The following is a 24,166-nucleotide window of genomic DNA, read 5'->3' on the forward strand; positions in this document are numbered from 1 at the left end:
GTCCAGCCTGCCCACCTCCTCTGTGCTCAAATATCCCTGGGGTCTGGGGCTGGCCCCAGTTTGACGAACCAGTACCGCTTACAAGCCGCTGTCCTGAATCCGCAACTGACGCGCGCGGGTCAGGATGGCATCTTCCACCGCGCGGATGGTTTCGGGCGAGACCGCACCGCCGCCACTGCCCTGCATCGCCACCTTCAGACTGCGCGCATCCAAGGCCGGGTCCTGCACATAGATCGTCGCACGAACCGAGCGGCCGCCACCCGGAGGTGTGCCATATCCAGTCACGATCACGCCGGTAAACGGGTCCACCGATTCGATGGGCAGGAAGTTCAGAATGTCGAGGCTGGCCTTCCAGAGATATTTATTGACCTCTACCGTGGTGTTGGGGTTGTCAGATTTGGAAAACAGCGTGCCGATGCCGGTTTGACGACCCTTCGCCGCTTCGCGGTTCTCGCGCGACAATTCGGCCTGCACTTTGGGGTCATAAGACCCGCCTCCTGCTCTGCCAAGCATGCCACAGGCGGAAAGGCTGGTCAAAAGCGCGGCCATCAGGCCAAAATTCAACGCTTTACCCGTGATACGACGCAAGATCATCCGGTTTCTCCATACCAACCTGTCGCTGTTTATACTGACAGCTTCGGGCGTGCCAAGGCTTTTCCGCCAAACGCAGGGTTTCCGCCCACGCACAGCTTGTGGCACAGCAGGGGGGCTCTACCAAATGTGGGGCTTAGGTCTGCGCATGGTGTCCTGTATGTAAAAAACCATAGGCCTTCCCCGCTGGGAAAAAAAAGAATCGCGCGCAACCAACCGCGCTTCTGGTAACAAGCGCGCCTGTAGGCATCCACAGTTCAAGGTTTTTGCACCAAAAGCTGCGGTCGTGGCGGGCGCTGCAACTGTGGCAAGGGTGCATCACCGAGTGTCCGATTGGCCTGATTGCTGCGCTTCCCGTTGCAATCAGGCCCGTGGCAGAGGAAAACGACGACATACCTGCTTCAGCATCGCTTGAGTATGGTCGCGTATTTGAGAAAAAACGAGGAAACACGATGAAAAAAATTCTTCTCTCCACCACCTTGCTGGCTCTGACCGCTGGTGCAGCCACTGCTGAAGTAACCTTGAGCGGTTCGGGCCGTTTCGGTCTGGACTTCAACGAAAACCGTGTAAACGAAGTACAACTGGCTTACCGTCTGCGTATCAACGTTGACGCAAAGTTTGAAGCTGACAACGGCGTAACCTACGGTGGCCGTATCCGCTTCCAGAACGCCAATGGTACTGCAATTCAAGACACCGGTGGCGTACGTACCGCTGCTGAATTCAGCCCGGCAATGCTTTACGTTGAAGCAAGCGGCGTGCGTGTTGAAGTTGGTAACGCAAACACCGCGTTTGACTCGGTTGCTCTGATGTACAACCCGGAAATCGGCTTCCAAGGGCGTTCGTTCGGCGATCCGCAAGGCGACTATTACTCGTTCAGCAGCGGTCCTTACGCGCTGAACCGCGTTGGTATCTATGCGGCTTACTCGTACTCCGGCGTGAACTTGAAGGTTTCGTACATTCAGTTTGACCAGACCATCCCGTCTGATGACCTGAGCGACAATGGCGACGAATTGTCGGTTGCTGCTGACTTCACCACCGGTCAGTTCACCGTTGCAGCAGCTTACGCTGACCAAGGCGCTGGCCGTGACGGCAACTACCTGACCTTCATTGGTGCAGCGTACAAGATCAACGACGTTGCAAATGTTGGCTTGAACTACAACGACAATGGTCTGTCGGATCTGGGCAAAACCATCACTCTTTACGGCAACTACACCATCAACGGTATCACCCTTGCTGGTTATGTGACTGACTCGGACGGCGCCAATACGTTGGGCGAAGATTTCGACACCGCTTACGGTATCGGCGCTTCCTACGACCTCGGCGGCGCGACCTTGGCTGGTGCCATCGAGTCGGGCTTCGACGGCGGAATGCAGGGTGACCTCGGCGTGAGCATGTCGTTCTAATCTAACCGATCAAAATACTTCGGAAAGAGTGGGCCTTGTGCCCGCTCTTTTCTTTTGTGCGGGGCAGTGATCAAGTGCGGCCAAAGCAGGGGCCCAAAAAGCGCGGAGATACCATGGCGTTGCAGGTGATTTTAGCGCGGGTGCGGGCGGCAGAAGCCGCGGCGGGGCGAATCCTCGGTTCGGTGCAACTGATCGCGGTCAGCAAGGTGCAACCCGACGCGCGGGTGCGTGAAGTGTTAGAGGCTGGCCATCGGCTGTTTGGCGAGAATTACGTGCAGGAAGCGCAGGCGAAATGGCCGGGGTTCCGGGCCGAATTTGGCAGCGTTGCGGTGCATATGATCGGGCCGCTGCAAACCAACAAAGCAAAACTGGCGGTCGAGTTGTTTGACGCGATCCATACCGTGGATCGGGCGTCTTTGGCCGAGAAACTGGCAAAACTGGCGCAGGCGCGCGGGCGTTGTCCGCAGTTGTTCGTGCAGGTGAATACCGGGGCCGAGCCGCAGAAGGCCGGGGTTCTGCCCGAGGCGCTGGATGGCTTTATCGCCGACTGCCGCGCGATGGATCTCAGCTTGGCGGGTCTGATGTGCATCCCGCCCGAGGCCGAGGCTTCAGGCCCGCATTTCACCGCCTTGGCCGCGATGGCCGCGCGCAATGGTCTCGCTGGCTTGTCGATGGGAATGAGTGGCGATTTTGAAGCCGCGATTGCCGCAGGTGCCACCCATGTGCGGGTGGGCAGCGCGATTTTTGGGGCGCGGCGTTACGGCTAAGGCTCTGCGCTTCCTTCGGGCGCTTATCGCAAGCGCAGAGCGCCCGCAGGAAGCGATAAGCCTCAGCTCAGCCAGACCCGCGCATAGGGTGGCAGCGCCAGATAATCGCCATGCAGCGTCACAATCTGATCCGACAAAGCATCGTGCCAATGCGTGATGCCCTGCGCCTGCAACCAGCCGCCCGCTACATGCTGCCAATGATGCGAAAAGTTGAACAGGCATAGAATCGGCCCCGTGGGTGCTGCGCGCTGCACCGCGAACAGCGTCGGATTCCCGGTATCTATGATCTGCGTTGGATGCCCGCCGTGCAGCCCCGGCGTGGCGCGCCGTCTGGCAAGGATGGTCTGGGTGCCAAGGAAGCATTGCGACGACAGGGAATTGCCGGAATGGCGGGTTGCTGCCAGCGCCCAATCCATCCGCGGGCGGTGAATCCAACGGCTGTCATGGGCGTGGGCGGGATCGACCAGATAGCTTCGATCGTTCAGCAATGCCAGTTCATCGCCCATGTAAATCAACGGGATGCCGCCGAATGCCGCGATCAGCGCATGGCCCATCAGCATGCGCTGCACCGCCATCTCCCGGTCATGCTGATCTGTCGCCTCTAACCCCGCGAGCGAGGCAAAGCTGCCGGAAATCCGCTTGTCTCCAGTGGCTTCATTGATTTGAAACGGTGCCCCTTCGGCGAAACTGCCGGGAAAGCTGCCCTCGTAGAAATCGGACAGAAAGCGGCGGTGCGCTGCGCCGGAAAGCCCGCAGGCCGCCGCATCTTCGTCGGTGACAGCCCAGCCGATGTCATCGTGGCAGCGGATGTAGGTGGCGTAGGTCGCATTGGTGAGGCGATCCGGGAAGTGGCTGGCCAGCACATGCGTCATCAAGCGGGTGTCGCGTGTGGCAAGCGCGCTCCAGAATTGCACCATGAGGGAGTTGTGGTAGGCGAGGTTGCCCTCGCGGCCGTCATGCTTGCCGCGGCCAAGGTAGGGCAGCATTTCTTGCGGCGAGACGATAGCTTCCTCAAGATGGATCACCGCAGGGGCTGCGATGCGGCAACAGGCGCGCAAGGCTTGCAGAAGCATGTGCACTTCGGGTTCCGACTGGCAGCGGGTGCCCATGCGCTTCCACATGAAGGCCACCGCGTCCAGCCGCAAAACATCAACGCCGGTGTTGGCGAGATGCAGCATGATTTTTGTTATCTCTAGGAAAACCTGCGGGTTAGACCAGTTCAGATCCCATTGATGTTCGTTAAAGGTGGTCCAGACCCATTTACCGAATTCGGGGTAATGGGTGAAATTGCCGGGGGCGTTGTCGGGGAAAACCTCGACCAAGGTTTCGGCATAGGACCGGGGCAGGTCGGGGGTGTCGAACATCCAATACAGGTCTTGCGCGGTCTTGTCGCCAGTGGCTGCAGCCTTGGCCCACGCGTGTTCTTTCGCGGTGTGGTTCAGCACAAGGTCGATGCAGAGAGAGATGCCGCGCTTGCGCAGTTCGGTTGAAACCGCTTTGAAATCGTCCAGCGTGCCATAATCCGGGTTGATGTTGCGATAATCCATCACCGCATAGCCGCCATCGGAATCGCCGGGGCGGGGGTTCAGGCATGGCATAAAATGGACATAAGTGATGCCGAGGTCTTCAAGGTAATCAAGGTGATCCAGCACACCGCGCAGGTTGCCTGCAAAGCGGTCGATGTAGAAGACATAGCCCGCCATATCGACGCGTTGAAACCAGTCTGGTTCCAAATCCCGCTTTAGGTCCAGTATCTTGAGATCGGCGGGGCGGTCGCGCCAGCCCTCGGCCAGCGCGGCTTTCAGATCAGTGCTGAATTGGGCGTAAGCGGGATGCTGGCCGTAAAGTTGATCCAGCATCGGCCACAGATCAAGGGCAGATCGCGCCATGCGCAGGGCGAAAATCTGGTCGTCCGGTTTTGCAGCTGTTGCCATCTTATCCCCCTGTTCGGCTTCAGGATAAGATGCTCGAACCGCTTTGGGAAGGTGGTGGTTCAGGTTTACATGGAATCGGAAACCGCTGCCTCTTTCATAAGCTCGACCGCATTTTCCGATGCCTTTGCTTTTGTGAAAAACCTGAACCGCCTTAGCGGATGACCAGCCGAGACTCGTGACGCAGCCGGTTTGCGATCCAGAGCAGGTTTTGCCTTGCAAGGCCAATGCAGCCAGCGGTGGGGTGGCTGGGGCTGCGCCATGTGTGGATGAAAATGGCCGAGCCGCGACCGGGGGTGGGTTCTACCCAGTTCCAGTCGGTGATCAGGATCAGGTCATATTGTGGGTCACTGCGCGTCAGATTCTCATGGCTATAGGGATAGGGCGCGCGCACCATCTGGTTGTAGTCGATGTCGTTGGGATCATCGGACCACAGGTCATTCGGGCGGATCGGCAGCGCCCAATCCGGCAGCGCCGTGCGCGCGATGCGGTCGGGGCGGTAGAGCATGCCGACGATGCGATGGGTTCCGGTGGGCGTGCCGCCGTCGCCTTCGTGTTTGTCTTGGGTGATGCCGCCGCACCCGATGGTGCAGGGGAAGCGGCGGTTCTGGAACAGCAGGCCCATCGGGGTCAGGATCAGGTCAGATGATTTCATAGCAGATGCCCGGATTTGGCGGCTTTGGTGGCGAGATAGCCTTGGTTTTGCGCGGTTTGGCCGACTTGCAGCGACACACGTTCGGTCACGGTCAACCCGCAGGCTTGCAGCATCGCCAGTTTTTTTGGGTTGTTGGTCAGCAGGCGCACTTGGGAGAAGCCCATGGTTTGCAGGATTTCCGCGCCGATGCGGAAGTCGCGTTCGTCATCCTCAAAGCCGAGGCGGTGGTTGGCCTCTACGGTGTCAAAGCCTTGGTCTTGCAGGGAATAGGCGCGCATTTTGTTGGCCAGACCGATACCTCGGCCCTCTTGGTTCAGATATAGCAGAACGCCCGCGCCCTCTGTCCCCATCTGAGCGAGGGCGGCGTGGAGTTGCGGGCCGCAGTCGCATTTCAGGGAACCTAAAACGTCACCCGTGAAGCAGGCGGAGTGCAGGCGGGCGAGGACGGGTTTGTCGCGGTCGGGGCGGCCGATCTCAATGGCGTAATGCTCGGCGCTGCCATCGTCGGGGCGGAAGATGTGCAGACGACCCGCTTGGGCAGCGGCCATTGGCAGGCGGGCGGAGATCACCGGGGCCAAAGGCGCGAGGCGCTCCAGATCAGCGCAATCGGTGTTCGCCAGCAGGGTCAGGTTGTTGCGGGCGGCGAGGGTAAGGCCGTCAGTTACAGGAACCAGCAGCATTGCGGGCAGCAGTTGCGCGGATTTTGCCAGTGCGATTGCGGTGCGGTGCAGGGTGGCGGGGCCGTCTCGCAACGCCACCAGCGGGCCTTTCATCGGCACGCGCAAATCGTCGGCGGGGTCGGCGACGGCGCGCAGCCAGCGCAGATCGGCACCCTCTGGCACCCGCAGGCGGGCGAGATCGGTGTCGTAGGGGATGGCTTTCAGCGTCTCGGCGCGGCGGGCGGTGAGGGCGAGTTCGGGTTGGCCTTCGGCACGCAGGGCGGCAAGGCGCGCGTCGGTCAGTTCTTCGACGGCGGCGCAAAGCATGGCTTGACCACCACCTGTCAGCACGATGGCCAGCCCAAGCCGAAGGTCAGCGCGGGCGCGGGCGAGGATTTCGGGGGTGGAGGGGCGCAGGCTCATGCGGGTTACATAGGCGAAACTGCAGCGGATTGAAACATTTCCCAAGCCAGCGACACGAGCGCGTGAGACGATTGTAGCAAATCTTGTCGGAACCGAAGGCGCGGCGCATGTGTTTGTGTAAGAGCAAACGGCTCGGCTGATGGAGGCCCATATGGCAACGCTACGCAAAATTCTGCTGGTCGATGACGATGACGATCTGCGCGAAGCGCTGAGCGAACAGCTGGTGATGACCGAAGATTTCGACGTGTTTGAGGGCGGCACTGGGGCCGAGGGCATGGAGAAGGTCAAGGCGGGTCTTTTCGATCTGGTGATTTTGGATGTCGGTCTGCCGGATACCGATGGCCGCGAATTGTGCCGCCGTATGCGCAAGGCCGGGGTGAAATGCCCGATCATGATGCTGACCGGGCATGACACCGACAGCGACACGATCTTGGGCCTTGATTCGGGTGCCAATGATTATGTGACCAAGCCGTTCAAGTTTCCGGTGTTGTTGGCGCGGATTCGGGCACAGTTGCGCACGCATGAACAATCGGAAGACGCGGTGTTCCAGATGGGGCCGTATACCTTCAAACCGGCGCAGAAGATGCTGGTCGATGCTAAGGATAAAAAGGTGCGGTTGACCGAAAAGGAAACCAACATCCTGAAGTATCTCTATCGCGCGCAACAAGGCGTGGTGGCCCGCGATGTGCTGCTGCACGAGGTTTGGGGTTATAACGCTGGGGTTACGACGCATACGCTGGAGACGCATATCTACCGTCTGCGGCAGAAGATTGAGTCTGATCCGAGCAATGCGCGGCTGCTGGTGACCGAGAATGGCGGCTATAAGCTGGTCGCCTAAGGTTAAGATTGGTCGCTTTAGGTAAGGTTTTCGTCACTTACGGGTCTTATTGTTGCCTGATTGAATGACTATCTATCGGATTAGGCCAGATGGCGTCCTCCCCGCCTGATGGCCCTAAAGTTCCCCTTGCTGTGTCGGGGTTATGGCACAGCACCCTCCCTGTTGGACCTGGCCGGGCCTTGTGCCCGGCCTCTTTTGTCCCGATCTTGCTATCGCAGTTGCAGGCGGGCGGTGGCGTAGAGCGTCAATGCCCCGGCGATGACGAAGGCGACCCAATAGGGCAGCAAGACGGCTTCAGCCATGCCCCATGGCTCGGCCCCCGAACCCGCCCATGAGATCAGCCAGCCGAAGGTGAAGGCTCCAAACGCCGCAGGGCCGGTGCCGATGAAGCGGAAGGCGGAATTGACGCGGCCCAAAAGCGGCGCGGGGATGTGGCGTTGGCGGTAGCTGACTTGGGCGATGTTCCACAACATGCCGGAGAAGCCATCGAGCACCATGAAGATTGCGATCAGCCAGAGCGGGGATTGCAGGGCTAAGACGAGAGCGGCGGCTGTGAATCCGGTCATGCCCAGCAGGATGGCCGATCTTGGCGTGACGTGGCGCAGGATGCGTGGGCCGATCAGGGTGGCGGCGAGGCCGCCGATGGCCGGAAGCGTCAGGAAGATGCCGAAGCCGAAAGCATCGAGGCCGAGAACGCGTTGGCTGTACAGCACCAGCACGGCGGCGAAACCGTAGCCGATGAAGTTGACGCCGCCCAGAATGAACGCCAAGCGGCGCAGCGGGATGTCGCGCCAGAGCCAGAGCATCCCCTCTTTTAAGGCAGCCAGCATCGGCAGATGTGGGGTGGTTTGCGCGCGTTTTGGCAGCTTGATGCTGGCGATCAGGGCGACGGCTGTAACTAGCATCGCAGCTTGGATGCCGAACGGCAGCGCCACCGATACACCGATCAGCAGGCCAGCAAGCGGCGGGCCGATGAACTGGCCGGCAAGTTGTTCGGCGCTCCACATCGCGCCATTGGCTTGTTCCAGTTGGGTTTTCTCTACAACGGAAGGGGTGAAGGTTTGTGCGGTGTTGTCGCGCAAGACCTCGGCGCTGCCCAAGACGAACGACAGCGCGGCCATCAGCAGCACCGGGCCGGTGCCGGGCGTGGCGGTCAGCGCGAGGGTCAGCAGGGCGAGGGAGATCACAATCCGCAGGCAATCGGCGCCGATGATCAGGCGCCGGTGCTCGACGCGGTCGGTGATCACGCCTGCGGGCAAGGCGAACAGAAACCACGGCAGGCTGCGGGCGGTGGCGACAAGGCCGATCAGAAAGGGGTCTTGCGTCAGCAAGGTGGCGAGCCACGCCACGGCGACGGTGATCAGGCCGTCACCAAGGTTGGTGGCGGCTGATGAGGCGAACATCAGGCGGAAGTTGCGGTTTTGCCAGAGCGGGATTTGGATCATGGCGGCATGACTGCATGGCGCATGTGGTGGGGTCAAGATGGGGTGGGGTCAAGCGCAGGCTTGGCAGCGATTAGCCGACAGAAAGAATCGGATTTACAATTCCGAGCGAATCCGTCAGTTAATGCGACAAGGCCCAACCTGTCGGCAGGGCGTTGGTTGCAACGTGCAGTCTCGAAAGGCAGTTGGAAGTCATGAGCTATTCCTGGTTCAAATCGTCGAAAGTCACGCAGGCGAGCCCGGTTCGTGGCGGTGCTGCGGTGGGGATGCTGGCAGATATGCCGCCGCTGGAGCGCGGCATGGTGCAACTGCTGCGGCAATGGTGCGATGGTGAGGCCGGACGTATTGCGGTGGCGGAAGATTTCACCGCGATTTTTGGCGCAGAGCAGGCGGCGCTTGAGGTGAATAACCTCGCACACCTGATCACGCTGATGGTGCAGATGGGTCGCCGCCCGTTGATGCGGCACCACACCCACTGTGCCTGCCTTGGCGGTGATGAAAGCGCCTTCGCGCAGATGGTGGCTGCGGCTACGGCGGGGGATCGCGAAGATGCGATGGCCTTTGCGCTGACCATGCTGCCACCCGACATCGCTTATGAAGCCGTGCAGGTGGCGGAACATGTTGGCCGCGCTACCCTTGATATCATTCACAGACTTTCAGCCACCGGCGGTTATTTCGCCACCCCAGCCACACGTCACTAGGAAAGCCCCGCTATGCGCAACTCGTTTTTTGTCTTGCTTGCCACCACAGCCTTTGTGTCGGCTGTTCAGCCCGTGTTTGCCGCCGATCCGGCAGCGGTGGCCAAAACCTACGCCGATATTGCTGCGGCAGGGTATGAGGACAGTCTGATCACCGCAAAGGCGCTGCAAGCGGCGGTGGATGCGCTGATCGCTACGCCGTCGCAAGACACCTTGAAAGCCGCGCGTGCGGCATGGATCGCCTCGCGTCCGTCCTACATGCAGACCGAGGCGTTCCGCTTTGGCAACGTCGCGGTGGACGATTGGGAGGGTAAGGTCAACGCCTGGCCGCTGGATGAGGGGCTGATCGACTATGTGGACCCGTCTTACGGCAAGTCGGAAGAAAACGATGTGGCGACACTGAACGTGATTGCGACGCCGAAATTTACCACCTCGGGCGTGGAGGTCGATGCGACGGTGATCACGCCGGAGTTGATCTCGGGCACCCTGCAAGAAGCGGGTGGGATCGAAGCGAATGTGGCCTCGGGCTATCACGCGGTGGAATTTTTGCTATGGGGGCAGGATTTGAACGGCACCGGGCCGGGGGCAGGCAATCGGCCGTTCACCGATTATGTGCAGGGCGAAGGTTGCACAGGCGGTAACTGCGACCGCCGCGCGGCGTATCTGAAGGCTTCGACCGATCTGTTGGTGATGGATCTGGCTGATATGGCGATGCAATGGGCCACGGGCGGAGCAGCCCGCGCGACGATTGAGAAAGACCCGAAGGCAGCTTTGTCGGCGATCCTGACTGGCATGGGCAGCTTGTCTTATGGCGAGGTCGCGGGCCAGCGCATGCGTTTGGGCCTGATGCTGAACGACCCAGAGGAGGAGCATGATTGCTTCTCGGACAACACTGCCAACAGCCATTATTATGACGGCGTTGGGATTGAGAACGTCTATCTGGGGAAATACACCCGCGTGGACGGCAGCGTTGTGTCGGGGGCGTCGATCTCGGAGCTGGTGGCGGCGGCTGACCCTGCCGTGGATACCCAGTTGAAGACGGAACTGGTTGCGACAGTCACGGCTTTGGGTGCGATCAAGGCGGCGTCGGATGGCGGCATGGCCTATGATCAGATGCTGGCGGCGGGCAATAAGGAAGGCGAGGCTTTGGTGATGGGCGGCGTCAACGCTTTGGTCACGCAGACCGCGTCGATTGAACGCGCGATCACCACTTTGGGGCTGACCGGCACCAGCATTGAAGGCTCGGACAGTCTTGATAATCCGGGCGCGGTGTTCCAGTAACGCTTGCGTTACGGGCTTTGTCGGTCGCGAGCTGCGATTGACAAAGCCTGCTGAAACCCACTCTGAGTAGGCAGGTGGTGCTGCGTGAACGAACCACAGCGCTGCCGACTGATATAGGGAAGACCCGGATGCTGCGCGTCCTTCTGATACTACCCCTGCTGGCCGGACCTGCTTTTGCGCAAGGCCCAGATGATCAACCGCTGAATGTGATCCCCCGCACCAAGGCCGAGATAGCCCGCATTGCAGGGGTGTTGGCCCCGGCGACGGATTTCAGCACATCTGAGAAGTTCGAGGCGAAATCGGGCGGCGCGGCCACAGTGCGGGCGCGGCCGACGGCGGATGCGTTTTCGCAATACTCGGGCAATATGCCATTTGATCGCCAGATGAATTTCAACCTTGGCAACGCATTGTTCACCAAGACATGGGTGCCCTCGCCAGCCTCGACCTTGGCTTCGGATGGCTTGGGGCCGCTGTTCAATGCGCGCGGCTGTCAGGATTGCCATTTGAAAGACGGGCGCGGGCATGTGCCTGCGGGCCCCGAGGAAAGCGCTGTGTCGATGTTTCTGCGGCTTTCGGTGCCCGGTGGCAGCAATCCGGCCGAGATCAAGGACTGGCTGGCGACGCAGGACGAGCCGACTTATGGCGGGCAGTTTCAGGATTTTGCCTCGACGGGCGTTGCCGCCGAGGGCCGCATGGTGATCGACTATACCGAGGTTCCGGTGACGCTGGGCGATGGCACGGTGGTTTCACTGCGGCAGCCTGCCTATGCGGTGGCGGATTTGGCTTATGGCCCGATGGCGAAAGATGTGATGCTGTCGCCGCGTGTGGCGCCGCAGATGATCGGTTTGGGTCTGCTAGAGGCGATCCCCGAGGCGGATATTCTGGCGCGTGTCGATGAGACTGATGTCGATGGTGATGGGATTTCCGGGCGGGCCAGCATTGTGCCGGATGGCGCAGATGGTAAGCCGATGCTGGGCCGCTTTGGTTTCAAAGGCGGTAAGGCCAGTATTCGTGACCAGTCAGCGGGGGCGTTTCAGGGCGATATGGGCCTTGCGACCTCGCTTCATCCTAACCCATGGGGCGATTGCACTGTCGCGCAAACGGCATGCCGGGTGGCGTTAAGCGGGCAAGAACCGGGTGTGCGGGATGGGTTGGAAGTGGATCACCAAAGCCTTGATCTGGTGACGTTTTATGCCCGCAACTTGGGTGTGCCAGCGCGCAGGGGTGTCGATGATCCGAAGGTTCTGCGTGGCAAGCAGGTGTTTTACGACATCGGCTGCATGTCTTGTCACACGCCGAAATATGTTACGGATCGGTTGAAAGACCAGCCCGAGCAAAGTTTCCAACTGATCTGGCCTTATACCGACCTGCTGCTACATGACATGGGGCCGGGGTTGGCCGACAACCGACCCGAAGGTCGTGCGACCGGGCAAGAATGGAAAACGCCGCCGCTGTGGGGGATTGGCATAACGCAGCAAGTCTCGGGACATACCGAATTTCTGCACGACGGAAGGGCGCGCTCCTTGCTGGAAGCGGTGCTGTGGCATGGCGGCGAGGCGCAGGCCAGCCGCGACGCCGTGGTGGCTTTGCCGAAAGACGACCGAGACGCTATCCTCGCATTTCTGGAAAGTTTGTAATCATGCTGCTGCGCTCGTTCTTGCTGTCTTTTTGCCTCGCCACCCCAGCGCTGGCGGATTTTGAACAGACCTTATCAGACCATATCCTGCCCGGTTATGCGGCGTTTGCGGCTAGCACGCAGGCGTTGTCTGATGCCGCCGCGAAGGATTGCAAGGCTGACAGTTTGAAACCCGCGTTCAATACAGCCTATGATGCGTGGGTCGCGGCGCAACACCTGCGCTTTGGTCCTGCCGAGGCGGATGGGCTTTCGGTGGCGATTGCGTTCTGGCCTGATCCGAAGGGCTCTGGCGCGAAATCGCAACGTGCTTTGTTGTTGGGCGATGCTTTGCAACTGACGCCAGAACATTTCCCCGATCAATCGGTGGCTGCGCGTGGGCTGACCGGGTTGGAGCGTTTGCTGTATCCGGCGGAACCCTTGCCCGCCGACCCCTGCGCGTTGATCCAAGCGACGACGCTGGATTTGGCGCGGATGGCGAAGATCATCGACGACAACTGGATCAACAGCTATTCCAAGACCGTGCTGACGGCGGGGGATCTGGGTAACACCACGTTCCAGACCCGGCCAGAAGTGCGCCAGACTTTGTTTACGCAAGTCGTATCGGCGCTGGAGTTCGATAAAGATCAACGACTTGGCCGCCCCTTGGGCACGTTTGACAAGCCGCGCCCGGAACGTGCTGAGGCGGTGGCCTCGGGGCGCAGTCAGCGCAATGTGCTGATCTCGTTGCAAGCCTTGCGCGCGATGGTGGTGACGATGACGCCGGATGCGCCGCTGACTTTGGCGGGTTTTGATCGTGCCATCAAGCTGGCTGAAACCTTGGATGATCCGGGATTCGCTGGGGTTGCCACGCCGCAGGGCCATCTGAAGGTAGAGATTTTGCAGCAGGCGATCAGCGCTTTGACAGATACCGTGGTGGCAGAACTTGGCCCCGAGTTGGATGTGGGCGTCGGCTTTAACGCGGCGGATGGAGACTGATATGGCAACGCGGCGGGCGTTTCTGGCAGGGTTGGCGGCGGCCAGCTTGCCAAGGGTATCTTGGGCCGAGGTTGGCTCTCCGGCTTGTCTGGCTGCGGGCAAGCTGGGCGATGAATTTGTGCTGCACGGGCTAAGTGCGGCGGGCGAAAGCCTGTTTGAGATCGGCCTGCCCGCGCGCGGCCATGCGGCGGCGGCGCATCCGACGCAGGCACTGGCGGTGGCATTTGCGCGCCGCCCCGGCACGTTTGCGCTGGTGCTGGATTGTTTGACGGGGGCGGTGCGGCACCGTTTGACCCCGCCGGAGGGGCGGCAGTTCAACGGCCATGGCGCGTTCTCGACGGATGGCGCGTTGCTGATGACCTCGGAAGTGGTGGCCGAAGGCTCGGCAGGGCGGATTGGGCTGTGGGAGACGGCCGGTTTCACCCGCATCGGCGAATGGGACAGTGGCGGCATCGGCCCGCATGACATCCGGCGGTTGGCGGATGGCCGTCTTGTGGTGGCGAATGGCGGGATTGAGACCGATCCGGGGGATCGCACCAAGCTGAACACCGACACGATGCGGCCCAATCTGACGCTGCTCTCGGCGGATGGCGTGGTTCTGGATCAGGTGGAATTGGCAGATGAGTTTCACCAAAACTCGATCCGGCATCTGGCATTGCACGGTGCCGGCGTGGCGTTTGCGATGCAGTGGGAGGGCGATAAGACGGAAACCGTCGCGCAACTGGGGCTCTGGGTGCCAGGGTCCGTGCCGCAACTGTGCCCGCCACCGGACGAACAGGCGTTTGCGATGAAGGGCTATGCCGGGTCGATTGCGGTCAGCCGCGCTGGTGATCTGATTGCGCTGACTTCGGCCCCGGCGGGGGCGGTGATGCTGTTTGATAGGGCGGGTCAGTGGCTTGCGACCGATCCGCGTGCCGATGTATCGGGAGCGGCGGCGGTGGGCGATGGGTTGCGGCTGACCGATGGGCAGGGCGGCGTATGGAGCTATGGCCGCGACGGCTTGGCATCCCTAAGCCGCAATGCGACGGCTTGGGATAACCATTTGATCGCACTTAGCTAATTATTTCCCGACAAACTCAAACGAGAACCGCGTCGAGGCCCCCACAGGCGGTGGTGCGAACGGGGCGGAGCGCTGGATATGGTCCAGCGCCGCCGCGTCGAGTGCTGCGGAGCCGGAACTTTTGACGATCTTCACCAGCGACAGACCGCCACTGGGCGAGATTGCAAAGCCGACGACAGCGCTGCCCTTGCCGGGGCTGGAACGCTTCTTGGCGCCACGGATTTTTTTCATGACTGCCTTTTGATAGGCCGCAGGCGATTGACCCTGCGCTGTGGCGTTCGCGCCCTTTTGGGCAGCCGTAGCACCGCCCGCACTTGGTGCCGCTGAACTGGCTTTGGCGGTTTTCTTCGGGGCGGGGTCTTCTGATTTTTTGGTTTTGGTCGGCTTCTTCTCGGCCTTCTTCGGCTTGGCTTCGGTCTTTTCCACCTTTGGTTTGGCCGCCTCTGGCGGTTTTGGCTCGGGGGGCGGTGGCTCGGCTGCGGCGGGCAGCGCATCGGGAGCGGGCAGCGGATCGGGTGGCGGCAGCGGTGCATCCAACTCGGGTTTCACATCGGCCAGTTGTTCGGGTTTTGCCATTTCGGGCAGGATGGGTTTTGACTCAGGCTGCGGTTCGGGAATGTCGGGAGGGGTGTCAATTTCGGGCGCGTCGGCTGCGGCTTGCAGGGGCGCTTCGGCACTGGCAAGCGGGGCGGGGTCGGACATCGCGGCGACACTTTCAGCGGCAGCGGGGGCTGGCGGCAGGGTGAGGAAGATCGGTTGATCGACGATTGACGCGGGGTTTGAGGTCAGCGCCAAGGCACTGGCGGCGCTGAGAATAAGCGCGGTGGTGGTTGCGGACAGCATCCAGCTTACCCATGTGCGCGGCTGTTGTGCTGATGCCGCGATCGGGCAGGATGCCGGGCAGTTGCGGAATTGCTGGCTCATGGAGTTACCTGCGTTTCAGTTGTGCTTTGCAGACCGACGAGGGCGACTTTCAGGTAGCCCGCCCCGCGCAACTGATCCAGCACGGTCATCAGATCACCGTAGGGCACCACGCGGTCAGCGCGCAGAAACACCTGCGTATCGCGCTTGGCTTTGGTTTGCGCATCCAAGGCCGCTTGCAGATCGGCCCCGGTCAAGGGTTGGTTGCCCAAGGTCAGCGTCAGATCGGGCGCAAGGCTCAGCCAGACCGGGTCTTCCGGGCGTTGGGTGGCTTCGGCAGAGGATGTTGGCAGGTTCAGCGGCACATCCACTGTTGAGAGCGGCGCTGCGATCATGAACACGATCAACAGCACCAGCATCACGTCGATGAAGGGTGTGACGTTGATGTCGGCCATCGCGTCATCGTCGTCATCGCTACGGCTGCTGGTGGTGATTGCCATGGGTTAGCCTACGGTTTTGAAATGGGTAGCGCTGCGGCGGTCGAGATCACGGCTGAGCAACCGCTCAATCTGGGCGGAGGCGTCGGCAAGCTTGCGACGGTAAGCGGTGATCGCACGCGACAGGCCGTTGTAGATCAGCACCGCCGGAATCGCGGCGAGTAGGCCGATGGCGGTGGCGAACAAAGCCTCGGCAATACCGGGGGCTACGACGGCGAGGCTGGTGGTTTTGGTCTCGGCAATGGCGGGGAAGGCATTCATAATGCCGAACACCGTGCCGAACAGGCCGATGAACGGCGAGGTGGCGCCGATGGAGGCAAGCAGGCCTGAACCTGCGCGCAGGCGCGCCAAAGCGCTGGCTTCAATTCGGTCCATAGCTAGACGGGTGCGCTGTTGGGCGGCATGGGCATAGGCGGGATCGACGGGAAAATCGGCGAGGCTGACGAATTCTTCATGCGCCACACGGATCATCTGGGTGGCGGGGTCACGCTGGGCGGCCATCGCACGGATCGCCGACGGAATATCGGTGGCAGCGGTCAGCTTCAAGGCACTGCGGCGCAGGGCGCGGAACGCCAAAGTCAGTTCGGCGATTTTCTGCACCATGATGGTCAGGGCGGCAAAGGCCGCCACCGCAAGGATCACCATCACCGTCTGCACAACCCAATGCGCAGAAAGGATAATGCTGAACAGATCGGTGCTGGCATGGGGTGCGGCAAGATCCGAGGCGATGGTTTGCGCAAACGCAGGATGGGCCAGAAGGCCCACCCCGATGATAAAGGCGCAAATGTGGCGCATCACCAACTCACCGATTTGGCGACCGACAGTTTGTAATTGCGGCCAACACCGTTATCGAGCGCGAGGTTGTTCTTGTACTTTTCGTCGAACATGTTCTCGACAGCAAAGTTCACATCCAAGCCTTTAAGGGCACCTTCCTGCGGCGACCATTTAACGAACAAATCGTGGGTCTGGTAAGAATCACCCGTGGTGGTGGCCGACGACGTTTTGATGTTGTCGCAGTAATAGCCAGTCCAGCCGATGTTCAGGTTCTGCACCGGCAGTTTGGCCCCGAGGGTCAGCGAAATCGCTTCTGCCGGGGTGTCGGGCAGGGTGGTTGAAGTCGCACCTACAGCTGGGTTCAGGTTCTTGGTGCGCACTTTGCTCCATGACAGGTTGCTGAACCAACGCTCGGCGTCGTAGCTGGCTTCCAGTTCCGCACCCCACAATTCGGCGGCGGCGATGTTGGAATAGTATGGCACAGCCGGACCACCCGCGACGCGCGGCGTTGTGGCGATCATGTTTTCCACATCGTTGTGGAAGCCCGTCAGCTTTAGTTGCAGGTTATCGCCATCGGACAGCAGGTTTTCGCGGCGGATGGTAAAGCCCAACTCGACCGAATCTGCTTCTTCCTTGTTCAGACCCACGCTTGCCAGACGTTCCGGCAAAGTGCCTGCGGCTTCGGTTGAATAGCGTTCGTCCAAAGTCGGCATCCGCTCGGTATGTGCCAGCGAGCCGAACACCGAGAAACTGTCGTTGATCTTATACATCATCGCCAGTTTCGGCGAGATTGCAGTATCGTCGGTATCCAGACCGCCCGCGATATCGCCCGCACTGAACTGGCCGAAATCAATGCGGATGCCGGGGATCAGGGTCAGACGTTCGCTGTAGATAAACTCGCCTTGCGCATAGACGCCGACTTTGCTGTCGGTGCCTTGCGGGTGGAATTTATATGGCCCCACGGTGGAATGGGCGCTGCGCTCTTGCTGCGACAGTTGCACCCCTGTGATGACCCGGTTGTCCCAGCCGCTGTCACCGAATTCGGCGGTGTTCTCAACCTTAAGCGTGGTGGTGGCGTAGCCGAAATCACCTTCGCACAGCACTTGGCTGGAGCCTGGGCGGCAGCCCGCGCCGAGCGAGAAGTTGCTCTTATCCACCGTGGTGTTGGTGTAGGACAGCTGCACCGACAGATCGAGCAGCGGGTTGTTGGCAAAGCTGTTGTTCCATTTCAACGACACGGTGTCGTCAACCGAATGAATGTCAGCGGTGCCGAAGAACGCCGCCGCAGCCCCCCCGGTTTGCGCCAACAAAGTGTCGTCAAGATCGGTATCGGTGCGCGACAGCGACAGGGTCAGGCTTTGATCTTCATCCTGCCCCAGCGTCCATTTGCCCTTCAGCAGACCGGACATGCTTTCATGCGCTGTACCCGCCAGCACAGTGCCGCCGCCATCTTTGATCTCACCACCGCTGGAATAGTTCAAAGATCCCAAATATTCGGCGTTGCCTTGTTTGGTCGCAAAGATCACGCCCAGCTTTCGCGTGTCTCCGTTGCTGTTATAGCTGGATTTGAAGCGCAGGGTGGTGGTCTTGCCGTCTTCAAGGAAATCGCTGGCATCCTTGGTTGTAAAGGCAATCGCGCCGCCAATAGCCCCCGTGCCATACAGGGTAGACGAGGCTGGGCCGCGCAGCACTTCGACGCGTTTGAACAACTCAAAATCACCGAAGAAAGAGCCGAGGCGGTATTGCTCGAAGAATTTTGGCGCGCCGTCAACGCTGACCGCGATGCGGGCTTCCGAGGCGGTTTGCTCGGTATTGCCGATGCCACGGATGTTAAAGGCCTGCCCCAAGGGCCGCGCCGATGATCCGGTGGCTTGTACGCCCGGAATACCCTTCAGGACATCGCCAATGGTGTTGGGCTGGGCGCGGTCGAGATCGGCTTGCTCACGCGCGGTGACAGCCTGCGGCGTGTCGATAGCGACTTTTGCGGTGCCTGCGCCGAAGATGATCCGGCCCAGCATCTGGAATACGCCGCCATCTTGGGCCGACGTATCTTGAGTGGCGGCGTCTTGGGCGGCAACTGGCGATGCGATCAGGGCAATCGCGATGGTGGATAACAGCAGATGTCCGCGCAGGGCGGAGGTGCGGCGAGGCAGCATTGGCGGTCCTTGTTTAAGGGTCTGCGAATGGCTGGCCTTGCCGTCACGGGGCAAGCTGGCGGGCAGAGATATATTCTGACTTGATCTATCAGGAATAAGCTCATAGAAATCCAGACTATAACTGTCAAGTATATCTCTGCAGATATGTTTTGACCCTTGCGCTCCAGCCACGGCCCAATGGCCCGCCAGATCCGCGCGCCCAACAAAACTTAGGATTCTGGCATGACTGCGACGCATACACCCGCACAGATTCGCGCCCTGCGCATCGAAAACCCCAAGGCACGCGCCCGCGATTTTGCGGCGATGCAGGGAATCACCGAAGCCGATCTGGTGGCGGCTTATGTTGGCCACAGTGCCACGGCAATCAATGCCGCCCCGGATGCCCTGTTTCCGTTGATTGGTGAGTTGGGCGATGTGATGGCGCTGACCCGTAACGAGTCCTGCGTGCATGAACGGCGCGGCGTTTATAAAGATTACCACTCTGGCCTGCATGCTGCGATGGTGCTGGGGCCCGAGATTGATATGCGGATGTTCCCCAGCCATTGGAAATTCGGCTTTGCGGTGGTTGAGGCGGGCGAAGATGGCCCCAAGCGCAGCATCCAAGTGTTCGATGTGGCAGGCGACGCGGTGCATAAGGTGCATATGAAACCTGAGTCGAACGTGGCGGCGTTTCACGCTTTGGTCGCCACTTTGCGTTTGCCTGAACAGTCGGATCAGCTGACTCTGATCGCCCGCGCACCCGTCGAGGGGCCTAAGGGTGATCCGGCGCGAGCCGATGATCTGCGCGCCGAATGGAAAACCATGACCGACACGCATCAGTTCCTGAAACTGACACGGCGGTTGAAGTTCAACCGGTTGGGCGCAAACTGTGCCGTTGGTCCGCAGTTCGCCGTGCAGGTTGCGCGCGATGCGATTACAACGGTTTTGCATGCTGCGGCTGACCAGAAAATCCCCCTGATGATCTTCGTTGGCAACCCAGGCTGCATCCAAATCCACGGCGGGATGATTGAGAAAGTCGTGCCGATGGGGCCATGGATCAATGTGATGGACCCGCGCTTTAACCTGCATTTGCGCGCCGATCACATCACCGAGGTCTGGCGTGTGACCAAGCCGACCCAGCGCGGCGATGCGATCTCGGTTGAGGCATTTGATGCCGCGGGCGGCTTGATCCTGCAAATCTTCGGCTATCGCAAGGATGCGCCGCCAGTGGCTTGGGATGCGATGATGGCCTCGTTGCCCGTGCTTGAGACGGAGCTGGTCTGATGCAAAAACTAATTTCTCTGCGGGTAGGTCTGGCGCTTGCTGTGTCAGTGGCCTTGATCACCCCGGCGGTGGCCGAGCAGCAGCCCAAGCGGGTCGTGACGCTTGGTGGCTCGATCACCGAAATAGCTGTGGCTTTGGGGGCTGGCGATCTGTTGGTGGCGCGGGATTCAACCTCGAACTACCCGTTGCAGATCACCGCCTTGCCCGATATCGGCTATATCCGCGCTTTGTCGCCGGAAGGTGTGCTGTCGGTTGCTCCTGATCTGATCTTGGCCGAAGCCGATGCTGGCCCGCCTGCTGCGGTCGATGTGCTGACGGCCGCTGGCGTGCCCTTCCTGCGGATGCCGGGCGATCCGACGCCTGCGGGCGTGGTTGCCAAGATCAATGCAGTGGCTGCGGCCTTGGGGCTTGATGCCGAGGGCGATGCCTTGGCCGCCAAAGTGCAGGCTGAACTGACCGAGGCCAAAGTCCGCGCCGCTGCGGTGACAGATAAAAAACGCTTGCTGTTCGTGCTGTCGCTGCAAGGCGGGCTGGTTATGGCAGGGGGCGAAGGGTCTTCGGCGGAAGGCATTATTGCGCTGGCGGGCGGCATCAATGCCGCGACGGGCTTTGCTGGCTACAAGCAGATGACAGATGAGGCGATTCTCACCGCCGCCCCCGATCTGATCCTGATGATGGACCGCGAGGGCGATCTGGCGATTGGCAATCCCGATGTGATGGCGCATCCGACCCTGTCGCAAACCCCTGCGGCGCAGGCGGGCAACATCGTGCGGATGGATGGCATGATGCTTTTGGGCTTTGGCCCGCGCACCCCGGATGCCGCCAAACTGCTGTACGACGCGCTGTATCCGAAGGCGGGTTAAGATGCTGTCGCTCGCCTTGGGACGCAGCCGCAGCATGGGCGGCGAACGTGAGGCCCGCGCGGTTCTGATGCTGCGCGCGCTGATCGGGCTGCTGCTGGTGGTGTCGGCGCTGTCCTTGGGCACCGGGGCGGCGGGGTTGAACCTTGCCGATCTGTTCCATGCGGCGATCAAGGGCGAACTTTCGACCCGCGATCAGGTGATCTTGTGGAACATCCGCCTGCCGCGTCTGGCGATGGGCCTGCTGATCGGTGCCGCCTTGGCGGTGTCTGGCGCGCTGATGCAGGGGCTGTTCCGCAACCCGTTGGCTGATCCCGGTATTGTCGGGGTTGGCGCGGGTGCGGGGCTTGGGGCGGTGTTGGCGATTGTGCTGGGTGGCCTGCTGCCTGCCGGGATTGCCGTGCATTTCGGCGGCCATGTGGTGCCCGTTGCGGCGTTCTTGGGCGGCTGGGGGGCAACGCTTTTGCTGTACCGTTTGGCGACGCGGGGCGGTCATACCTCGGTTGCCAATATGCTGCTGGCGGGCATTGCTTTGGGGGCTTTGGCGGGGGCGTTCACCGGCATCCTCGTTTATCTCGCCGATGACAAACAACTGCGCGACCTGACGTTCTGGAGCATGGGGTCATTGGCAGGCGCGGGCTGGGGCAAGCTGGCAACCGCTTTGCCGTTGATTTTGCCCGTTCTGTTGTTCTCACCCCTGATGGCGCGGGGCCTGAACGCGCTGGCTTTGGGTGAGGCGCAAGCGGCGCATCTGGGCATTGAGGTGGAGCGTCTGAAACAACTGACCATTTTGGGCGTGGCCGCCGCGACGGGCGCGTCGGCCGCGGTTGCGGGCGGTATCGGCTTTATCGGCATCGTGGTGCCGCATCTTTTGCGCATTTCAACCGGACCAAATCACCGCTATCTGCTGCCCAATGCTGCCCTGCTGGGGGCAAGCTTGCTGGTCGGTGCCGATATGATTGCCCGCACCATCGTCGCCCCAGCGGAACTGCCGATTGGCATCGTGACCGCCGTGCTGGGCGCGCCGGTGTTCCTGTGGATTTTGATGCGCCGTCAGGGGCTTGTGGGGATTTAGCCGATGCTTCAGGTCGAAAATATCTGTGTCGCCCTGAACCGCCGCCCGGCGCTGCGCGGCGTCAGTTTGACCGCGCGTCCGGGCACGCTGACGGCGATTGTCGGCCCGAACGGCTCCGGCAAAACCACGCTGTTGCGCGCGATTACTGGCGAAGTCGCCTATCAGGGCAAGGTCACGCTGAACGAGCTTGATGTGGCGCGCGCGAAGCCGTGGCAACTGGCGGCGATCCGCGCGGTGATGGCGCAGGAAACTCAACTGGCGTTTCCGTTCACGGTGTTGGAGGTCATCCGGCTGGGCCTGAGTATGGGCGAAAACGCCGAGTCCCGCGATCTTCCGCAGCGGGCTTTGGTCGAAGTTGATCTGCTGCATCACGCCGCGCGGAATTACCAAGACCTCTCGGGCGGTGAGCGTCAGCGTGTGCAACTCGCGCGCGCTTTGGTGCAGGTGTGGAACCCGGTCGGCACGGGTGGTGCGCGCTGGTTGTTTCTGGATGAACCTGTGGCCAGCCTTGATCTGGGCCATCAGTTACAGGTGATGCGGCTGGCGCGGCGTTTTGCAGATGCGGGCGGTGGGGTGGTGGCGGTGATGCACGATCTGAACCTGTCCGCGATGTTTGCTGACAGGCTGGTGCTGCTGGCCGAAGGGGCCTTGGTCGCCGCAGGCACGCCAGATGCGGTGCTGACCGATGCATTGCTGTCAAACGCCTACGGCTGCCCGATTCGGACCAACGCGCTGCCCAGCCACGGCACTTGGCTGCTGCCACAGGCGGTTGCCAGCTGAACAGGGCGTTGCAGCCCTGCCGCAGTGGGCCAGTTGTCTAAAGGTAAGTAAAAGAATCAGGTTTTATATTCCTGACAAATTTGCTAGGTGTAGGGTATTGCCACGCCACCCGCCTCTGGGAAGCCGGTCTTTCAGTGCCAACCCTACTTTTGCGGAGCGCAACATGTACGAAACTCAAATCCTGACCCCTCAGTTTCTGGCATCGAAAGCCGCTGCCGAGCCCGTATCCGCAGATCGCACCCTGCGCTACGACGCGCGGGCGCTGACCGGGGGGGGCGGCACGGCGCTGATCGAGTTGGACGGGCAGATTTACAACCTGCGCATCACCAAATCGGCAAAGCTGATCCTCACCAAATAGGCGCAACGCCTGCCTTGCGCATGGCGCAATCTTGGGTTGTGGCTAAAAAGCCATGGCTTTGGTAATTTGTAACAGCGCGCGCAAATGCGCGGTATTCTATGGTATATGTAAGACATTACCTCCCTGTTGGACCTTACGCCCGGCCATACCTGGCTGGGCGACTTTTTGGGTGCCGGGTCCTTCGCTTCTGGTCTGCGGCTTTGCCCTCTTGAGAACAGGCCGCACCCCGCATAGGCTTGGCCTCTTGGATCAGGAGCACCCGATGACCTTCACCCTCGCCACTTGGAACATCAACTCGGTCCGTCTGCGCGAAGGTCTGGTGGTCAAGCTGATGGCCGAGGAATCCCCCGATGTGCTGTGCTTGCAGGAATGTAAAAGCCCGGTCGAGATGATCCCGGTGGAGCAGTTCCGCGCGCTGGGCTACCGTTATATGGTTGCGCGGGGCCAGAAGGGTTATAACGGCGTGGCGATCATATCCAAGCTGCCGCTGGAGGATGCCGGCGGGCGCGATTTCGTTGCGATGGGCCATGCAAGGCATGTGGCGGCGCGGCTGGAGAATGGCGTGGTGATCCACAACTGCTACGTCCCGGCGGGGGGCGATATTCCAGACCGGGCGCTGAACGTGAAGTTTGGCCAGAAGCTGGATTTCCTGACCGAGATGCGGGATTGGTTTCATGGTGAGAAGCCGTCGAAAGCCATTCTGGTCGGTGATCTGAACATTGCGCCGCGTGAGGATGATGTGTGGAACCACAAGGCGCTGTTGAAGATCGTCAGCCACACGCCGATTGAGGTCGAGCATTTTGGCGCGGCGATGGAGTCGGGGGCTTGGGTTGATGTGACCCGCGCCGATATTCCGACGGGTAACTTGTACAGCTGGTGGAGTTACCGCTCTCCCGATTGGGACGGGGCGGATAAGGGGCGGCGGTTGGATCATATCTGGGCCACGCCGGATATTGCCAAGGCCGCGCATGGCAGCCGGATCTTGCGCAGTGTGCGGGGGTGGGAGCAGCCTTCGGACCACGCCCCGGTGTTTGCGACGTTTGATCTGTAGGGCGATTTCCGCGCGGAAATCGGCAACGGAATTCGCGCGAATTCCGGTTCTGTGGCAAGGTGTTTGAGACTGGCGAAAGTCTTCCCCGCTGGGAGAGACTTGTGTTTGTCGAAATTTTGACCACAATATGTT

General features: G+C 60.8%; 23 protein-coding genes. 14 read left to right on the top strand and 9 right to left on the bottom strand.

Annotated elements, in window-relative coordinates; translation table 11 throughout:
- Positions 1-78: 78 nt before the first annotated feature.
- Positions 79-594 (bottom strand): DUF3576 domain-containing protein, encoded by a 516-nt coding sequence (locus tag ACP7AP_RS08430; protein WP_426033759.1) that lies wholly within the window; start codon positions 592-594, stop codon positions 79-81.
- A 449-nt stretch (positions 595-1,043) separates the two neighbouring features.
- On the opposite strand from ACP7AP_RS08430, the gene ACP7AP_RS08435 reads away from it, so the two are divergent.
- The gene (locus ACP7AP_RS08435) at positions 1,044-1,994 is read left to right on the top strand and encodes a porin (RefSeq protein ID WP_426033760.1); all 951 of its coding nucleotides are present in this window, start codon (positions 1,044-1,046) and stop codon (positions 1,992-1,994) included.
- A gap of 113 nt (positions 1,995-2,107) precedes the next feature.
- Positions 2,108-2,761 carry a YggS family pyridoxal phosphate-dependent enzyme gene (locus ACP7AP_RS08440; RefSeq protein ID WP_426033761.1) on the top strand — a complete coding sequence of 218 codons (654 nt, stop codon included), beginning with the start codon at positions 2,108-2,110 and terminating at the stop codon, positions 2,759-2,761.
- Positions 2,762-2,823: 62 nt separating this feature from the next.
- Here the strand turns inward: ACP7AP_RS08440 and ACP7AP_RS08445 are convergent, their stop codons facing one another.
- The 3 genes from ACP7AP_RS08445 to ribA all read right to left on the bottom strand — a co-directional run bounded on the left by ACP7AP_RS08445 (position 2,824) and on the right by ribA (position 6,429).
- The gene (locus ACP7AP_RS08445) at positions 2,824-4,695 is read right to left on the bottom strand and encodes an alpha-amylase family protein (RefSeq protein WP_426033762.1); all 1,872 of its coding nucleotides are present in this window, start codon (positions 4,693-4,695) and stop codon (positions 2,824-2,826) included.
- A gap of 151 nt (positions 4,696-4,846) precedes the next feature.
- On the bottom strand, positions 4,847-5,347 hold the full coding sequence (locus tag ACP7AP_RS08450; protein ID WP_426033763.1) for a L,D-transpeptidase family protein: 501 nt from the start codon (positions 5,345-5,347) through the stop codon (positions 4,847-4,849).
- A complete protein-coding gene (ribA, locus tag ACP7AP_RS08455; RefSeq protein WP_426033764.1) occupies positions 5,344-6,429 on the bottom strand; it encodes a GTP cyclohydrolase II in 1,086 nt (361 codons plus the stop codon). The genes ACP7AP_RS08450 and ribA overlap by 4 nt, the downstream gene beginning before the upstream one ends.
- Positions 6,430-6,580: 151 nt before the next feature.
- Here ribA and ACP7AP_RS08460 point away from each other — a divergent pair, with 151 nt between their 5' ends.
- The gene (locus ACP7AP_RS08460) at positions 6,581-7,267 is read left to right on the top strand and encodes a response regulator transcription factor (protein WP_426033765.1); all 687 of its coding nucleotides are present in this window, start codon (positions 6,581-6,583) and stop codon (positions 7,265-7,267) included.
- A 209-nt stretch (positions 7,268-7,476) separates the two neighbouring features.
- Here ACP7AP_RS08460 and ACP7AP_RS08465 read toward each other — a convergent pair whose 3' ends face one another.
- Positions 7,477-8,712: an MFS transporter gene (locus ACP7AP_RS08465; RefSeq protein ID WP_426033766.1), complete on the bottom strand. Its 1,236-nt coding sequence runs from the start codon at positions 8,710-8,712 to the stop codon at positions 7,477-7,479.
- Positions 8,713-8,903: 191 nt separating this feature from the next.
- Here ACP7AP_RS08465 and ACP7AP_RS08470 point away from each other — a divergent pair, with 191 nt between their 5' ends.
- From ACP7AP_RS08470 to ACP7AP_RS08490, 5 genes are all read left to right on the top strand, one after another.
- Complete coding sequence (locus ACP7AP_RS08470) at positions 8,904-9,410, top strand: hypothetical protein (RefSeq protein WP_426033767.1); 507 nt, start codon at positions 8,904-8,906, stop codon at positions 9,408-9,410.
- 12 nt (positions 9,411-9,422) lie between these two features.
- Complete coding sequence (locus ACP7AP_RS08475) at positions 9,423-10,688, top strand: imelysin family protein (protein WP_426033768.1); 1,266 nt, start codon at positions 9,423-9,425, stop codon at positions 10,686-10,688.
- Between the two features lie 128 nt (positions 10,689-10,816).
- Entirely contained in the window at positions 10,817-12,325 is a 1,509-nt protein-coding gene (locus ACP7AP_RS08480) for a di-heme oxidoredictase family protein (RefSeq protein WP_426033769.1), read from the top strand.
- 2 nt (positions 12,326-12,327) lie between these two features.
- The gene (locus tag ACP7AP_RS08485) at positions 12,328-13,299 is read left to right on the top strand and encodes an imelysin family protein (protein WP_426033770.1); all 972 of its coding nucleotides are present in this window, start codon (positions 12,328-12,330) and stop codon (positions 13,297-13,299) included.
- Position 13,300: 1 nt separating this feature from the next.
- A complete protein-coding gene (locus ACP7AP_RS08490) occupies positions 13,301-14,359 on the top strand; it encodes a DUF1513 domain-containing protein (RefSeq protein ID WP_426033771.1) in 1,059 nt (352 codons plus the stop codon).
- Here the strand turns inward: ACP7AP_RS08490 and ACP7AP_RS08495 are convergent, their stop codons facing one another.
- Genes ACP7AP_RS08495 through ACP7AP_RS08510 form a run of 4 tightly spaced genes read right to left on the bottom strand, consistent with a single transcriptional unit; the run spans position 14,360 to position 18,647 of the window.
- Positions 14,360-15,283, bottom strand: coding sequence for a TonB family protein (locus ACP7AP_RS08495; protein WP_426033772.1), 924 nt, complete (start codon positions 15,281-15,283; stop codon positions 14,360-14,362). It abuts the gene before it with no gap.
- Complete coding sequence (gene exbD / locus ACP7AP_RS08500) at positions 15,280-15,720, bottom strand: TonB system transport protein ExbD (RefSeq protein WP_426033773.1); 441 nt, start codon at positions 15,718-15,720, stop codon at positions 15,280-15,282. Before exbD ends, ACP7AP_RS08495 begins: the two co-directional genes overlap by 4 nt.
- Positions 15,721-15,723: 3 nt before the next feature.
- Positions 15,724-16,512 (bottom strand): tonB-system energizer ExbB, encoded by a 789-nt coding sequence (gene exbB / locus ACP7AP_RS08505; protein WP_426033774.1) that lies wholly within the window; start codon positions 16,510-16,512, stop codon positions 15,724-15,726.
- Positions 16,512-18,647: a TonB-dependent receptor domain-containing protein gene (locus ACP7AP_RS08510; RefSeq protein ID WP_426033775.1), complete on the bottom strand. Its 2,136-nt coding sequence runs from the start codon at positions 18,645-18,647 to the stop codon at positions 16,512-16,514. Before ACP7AP_RS08510 ends, exbB begins: the two co-directional genes overlap by 1 nt.
- 222 nt (positions 18,648-18,869) lie before the next feature.
- On the opposite strand from ACP7AP_RS08510, the gene ACP7AP_RS08515 reads away from it, so the two are divergent.
- From ACP7AP_RS08515 to ACP7AP_RS08540, 6 genes are all read left to right on the top strand, one after another.
- A complete protein-coding gene (locus ACP7AP_RS08515) occupies positions 18,870-19,910 on the top strand; it encodes a hemin-degrading factor (RefSeq protein WP_426033776.1) in 1,041 nt (346 codons plus the stop codon).
- Entirely contained in the window at positions 19,910-20,773 is an 864-nt protein-coding gene (locus ACP7AP_RS08520) for a heme/hemin ABC transporter substrate-binding protein (protein ID WP_426033777.1), read from the top strand. Before ACP7AP_RS08515 ends, ACP7AP_RS08520 begins: the two co-directional genes overlap by 1 nt.
- A 1-nt stretch (position 20,774) precedes the next feature.
- Positions 20,775-21,845 (top strand): FecCD family ABC transporter permease, encoded by a 1,071-nt coding sequence (locus ACP7AP_RS08525; RefSeq protein ID WP_426033778.1) that lies wholly within the window; start codon positions 20,775-20,777, stop codon positions 21,843-21,845.
- Positions 21,846-21,848: 3 nt separating this feature from the next.
- Positions 21,849-22,625 carry a heme ABC transporter ATP-binding protein gene (locus ACP7AP_RS08530; protein ID WP_426033779.1) on the top strand — a complete coding sequence of 259 codons (777 nt, stop codon included), beginning with the start codon at positions 21,849-21,851 and terminating at the stop codon, positions 22,623-22,625.
- A gap of 163 nt (positions 22,626-22,788) precedes the next feature.
- Positions 22,789-22,983 (top strand): hemin uptake protein HemP, encoded by a 195-nt coding sequence (hemP, locus tag ACP7AP_RS08535; protein ID WP_426033780.1) that lies wholly within the window; start codon positions 22,789-22,791, stop codon positions 22,981-22,983.
- 262 nt (positions 22,984-23,245) lie between these two features.
- Entirely contained in the window at positions 23,246-24,034 is a 789-nt protein-coding gene (locus ACP7AP_RS08540; RefSeq protein WP_426033781.1) for an exodeoxyribonuclease III, read from the top strand.
- Positions 24,035-24,166 lie beyond the last annotated feature (132 nt).

Source organism: Cypionkella sp. TWP1-2-1b2, assembly GCF_049896245.1.
Taxonomy (GTDB): domain Bacteria; phylum Pseudomonadota; class Alphaproteobacteria; order Rhodobacterales; family Rhodobacteraceae; genus Cypionkella.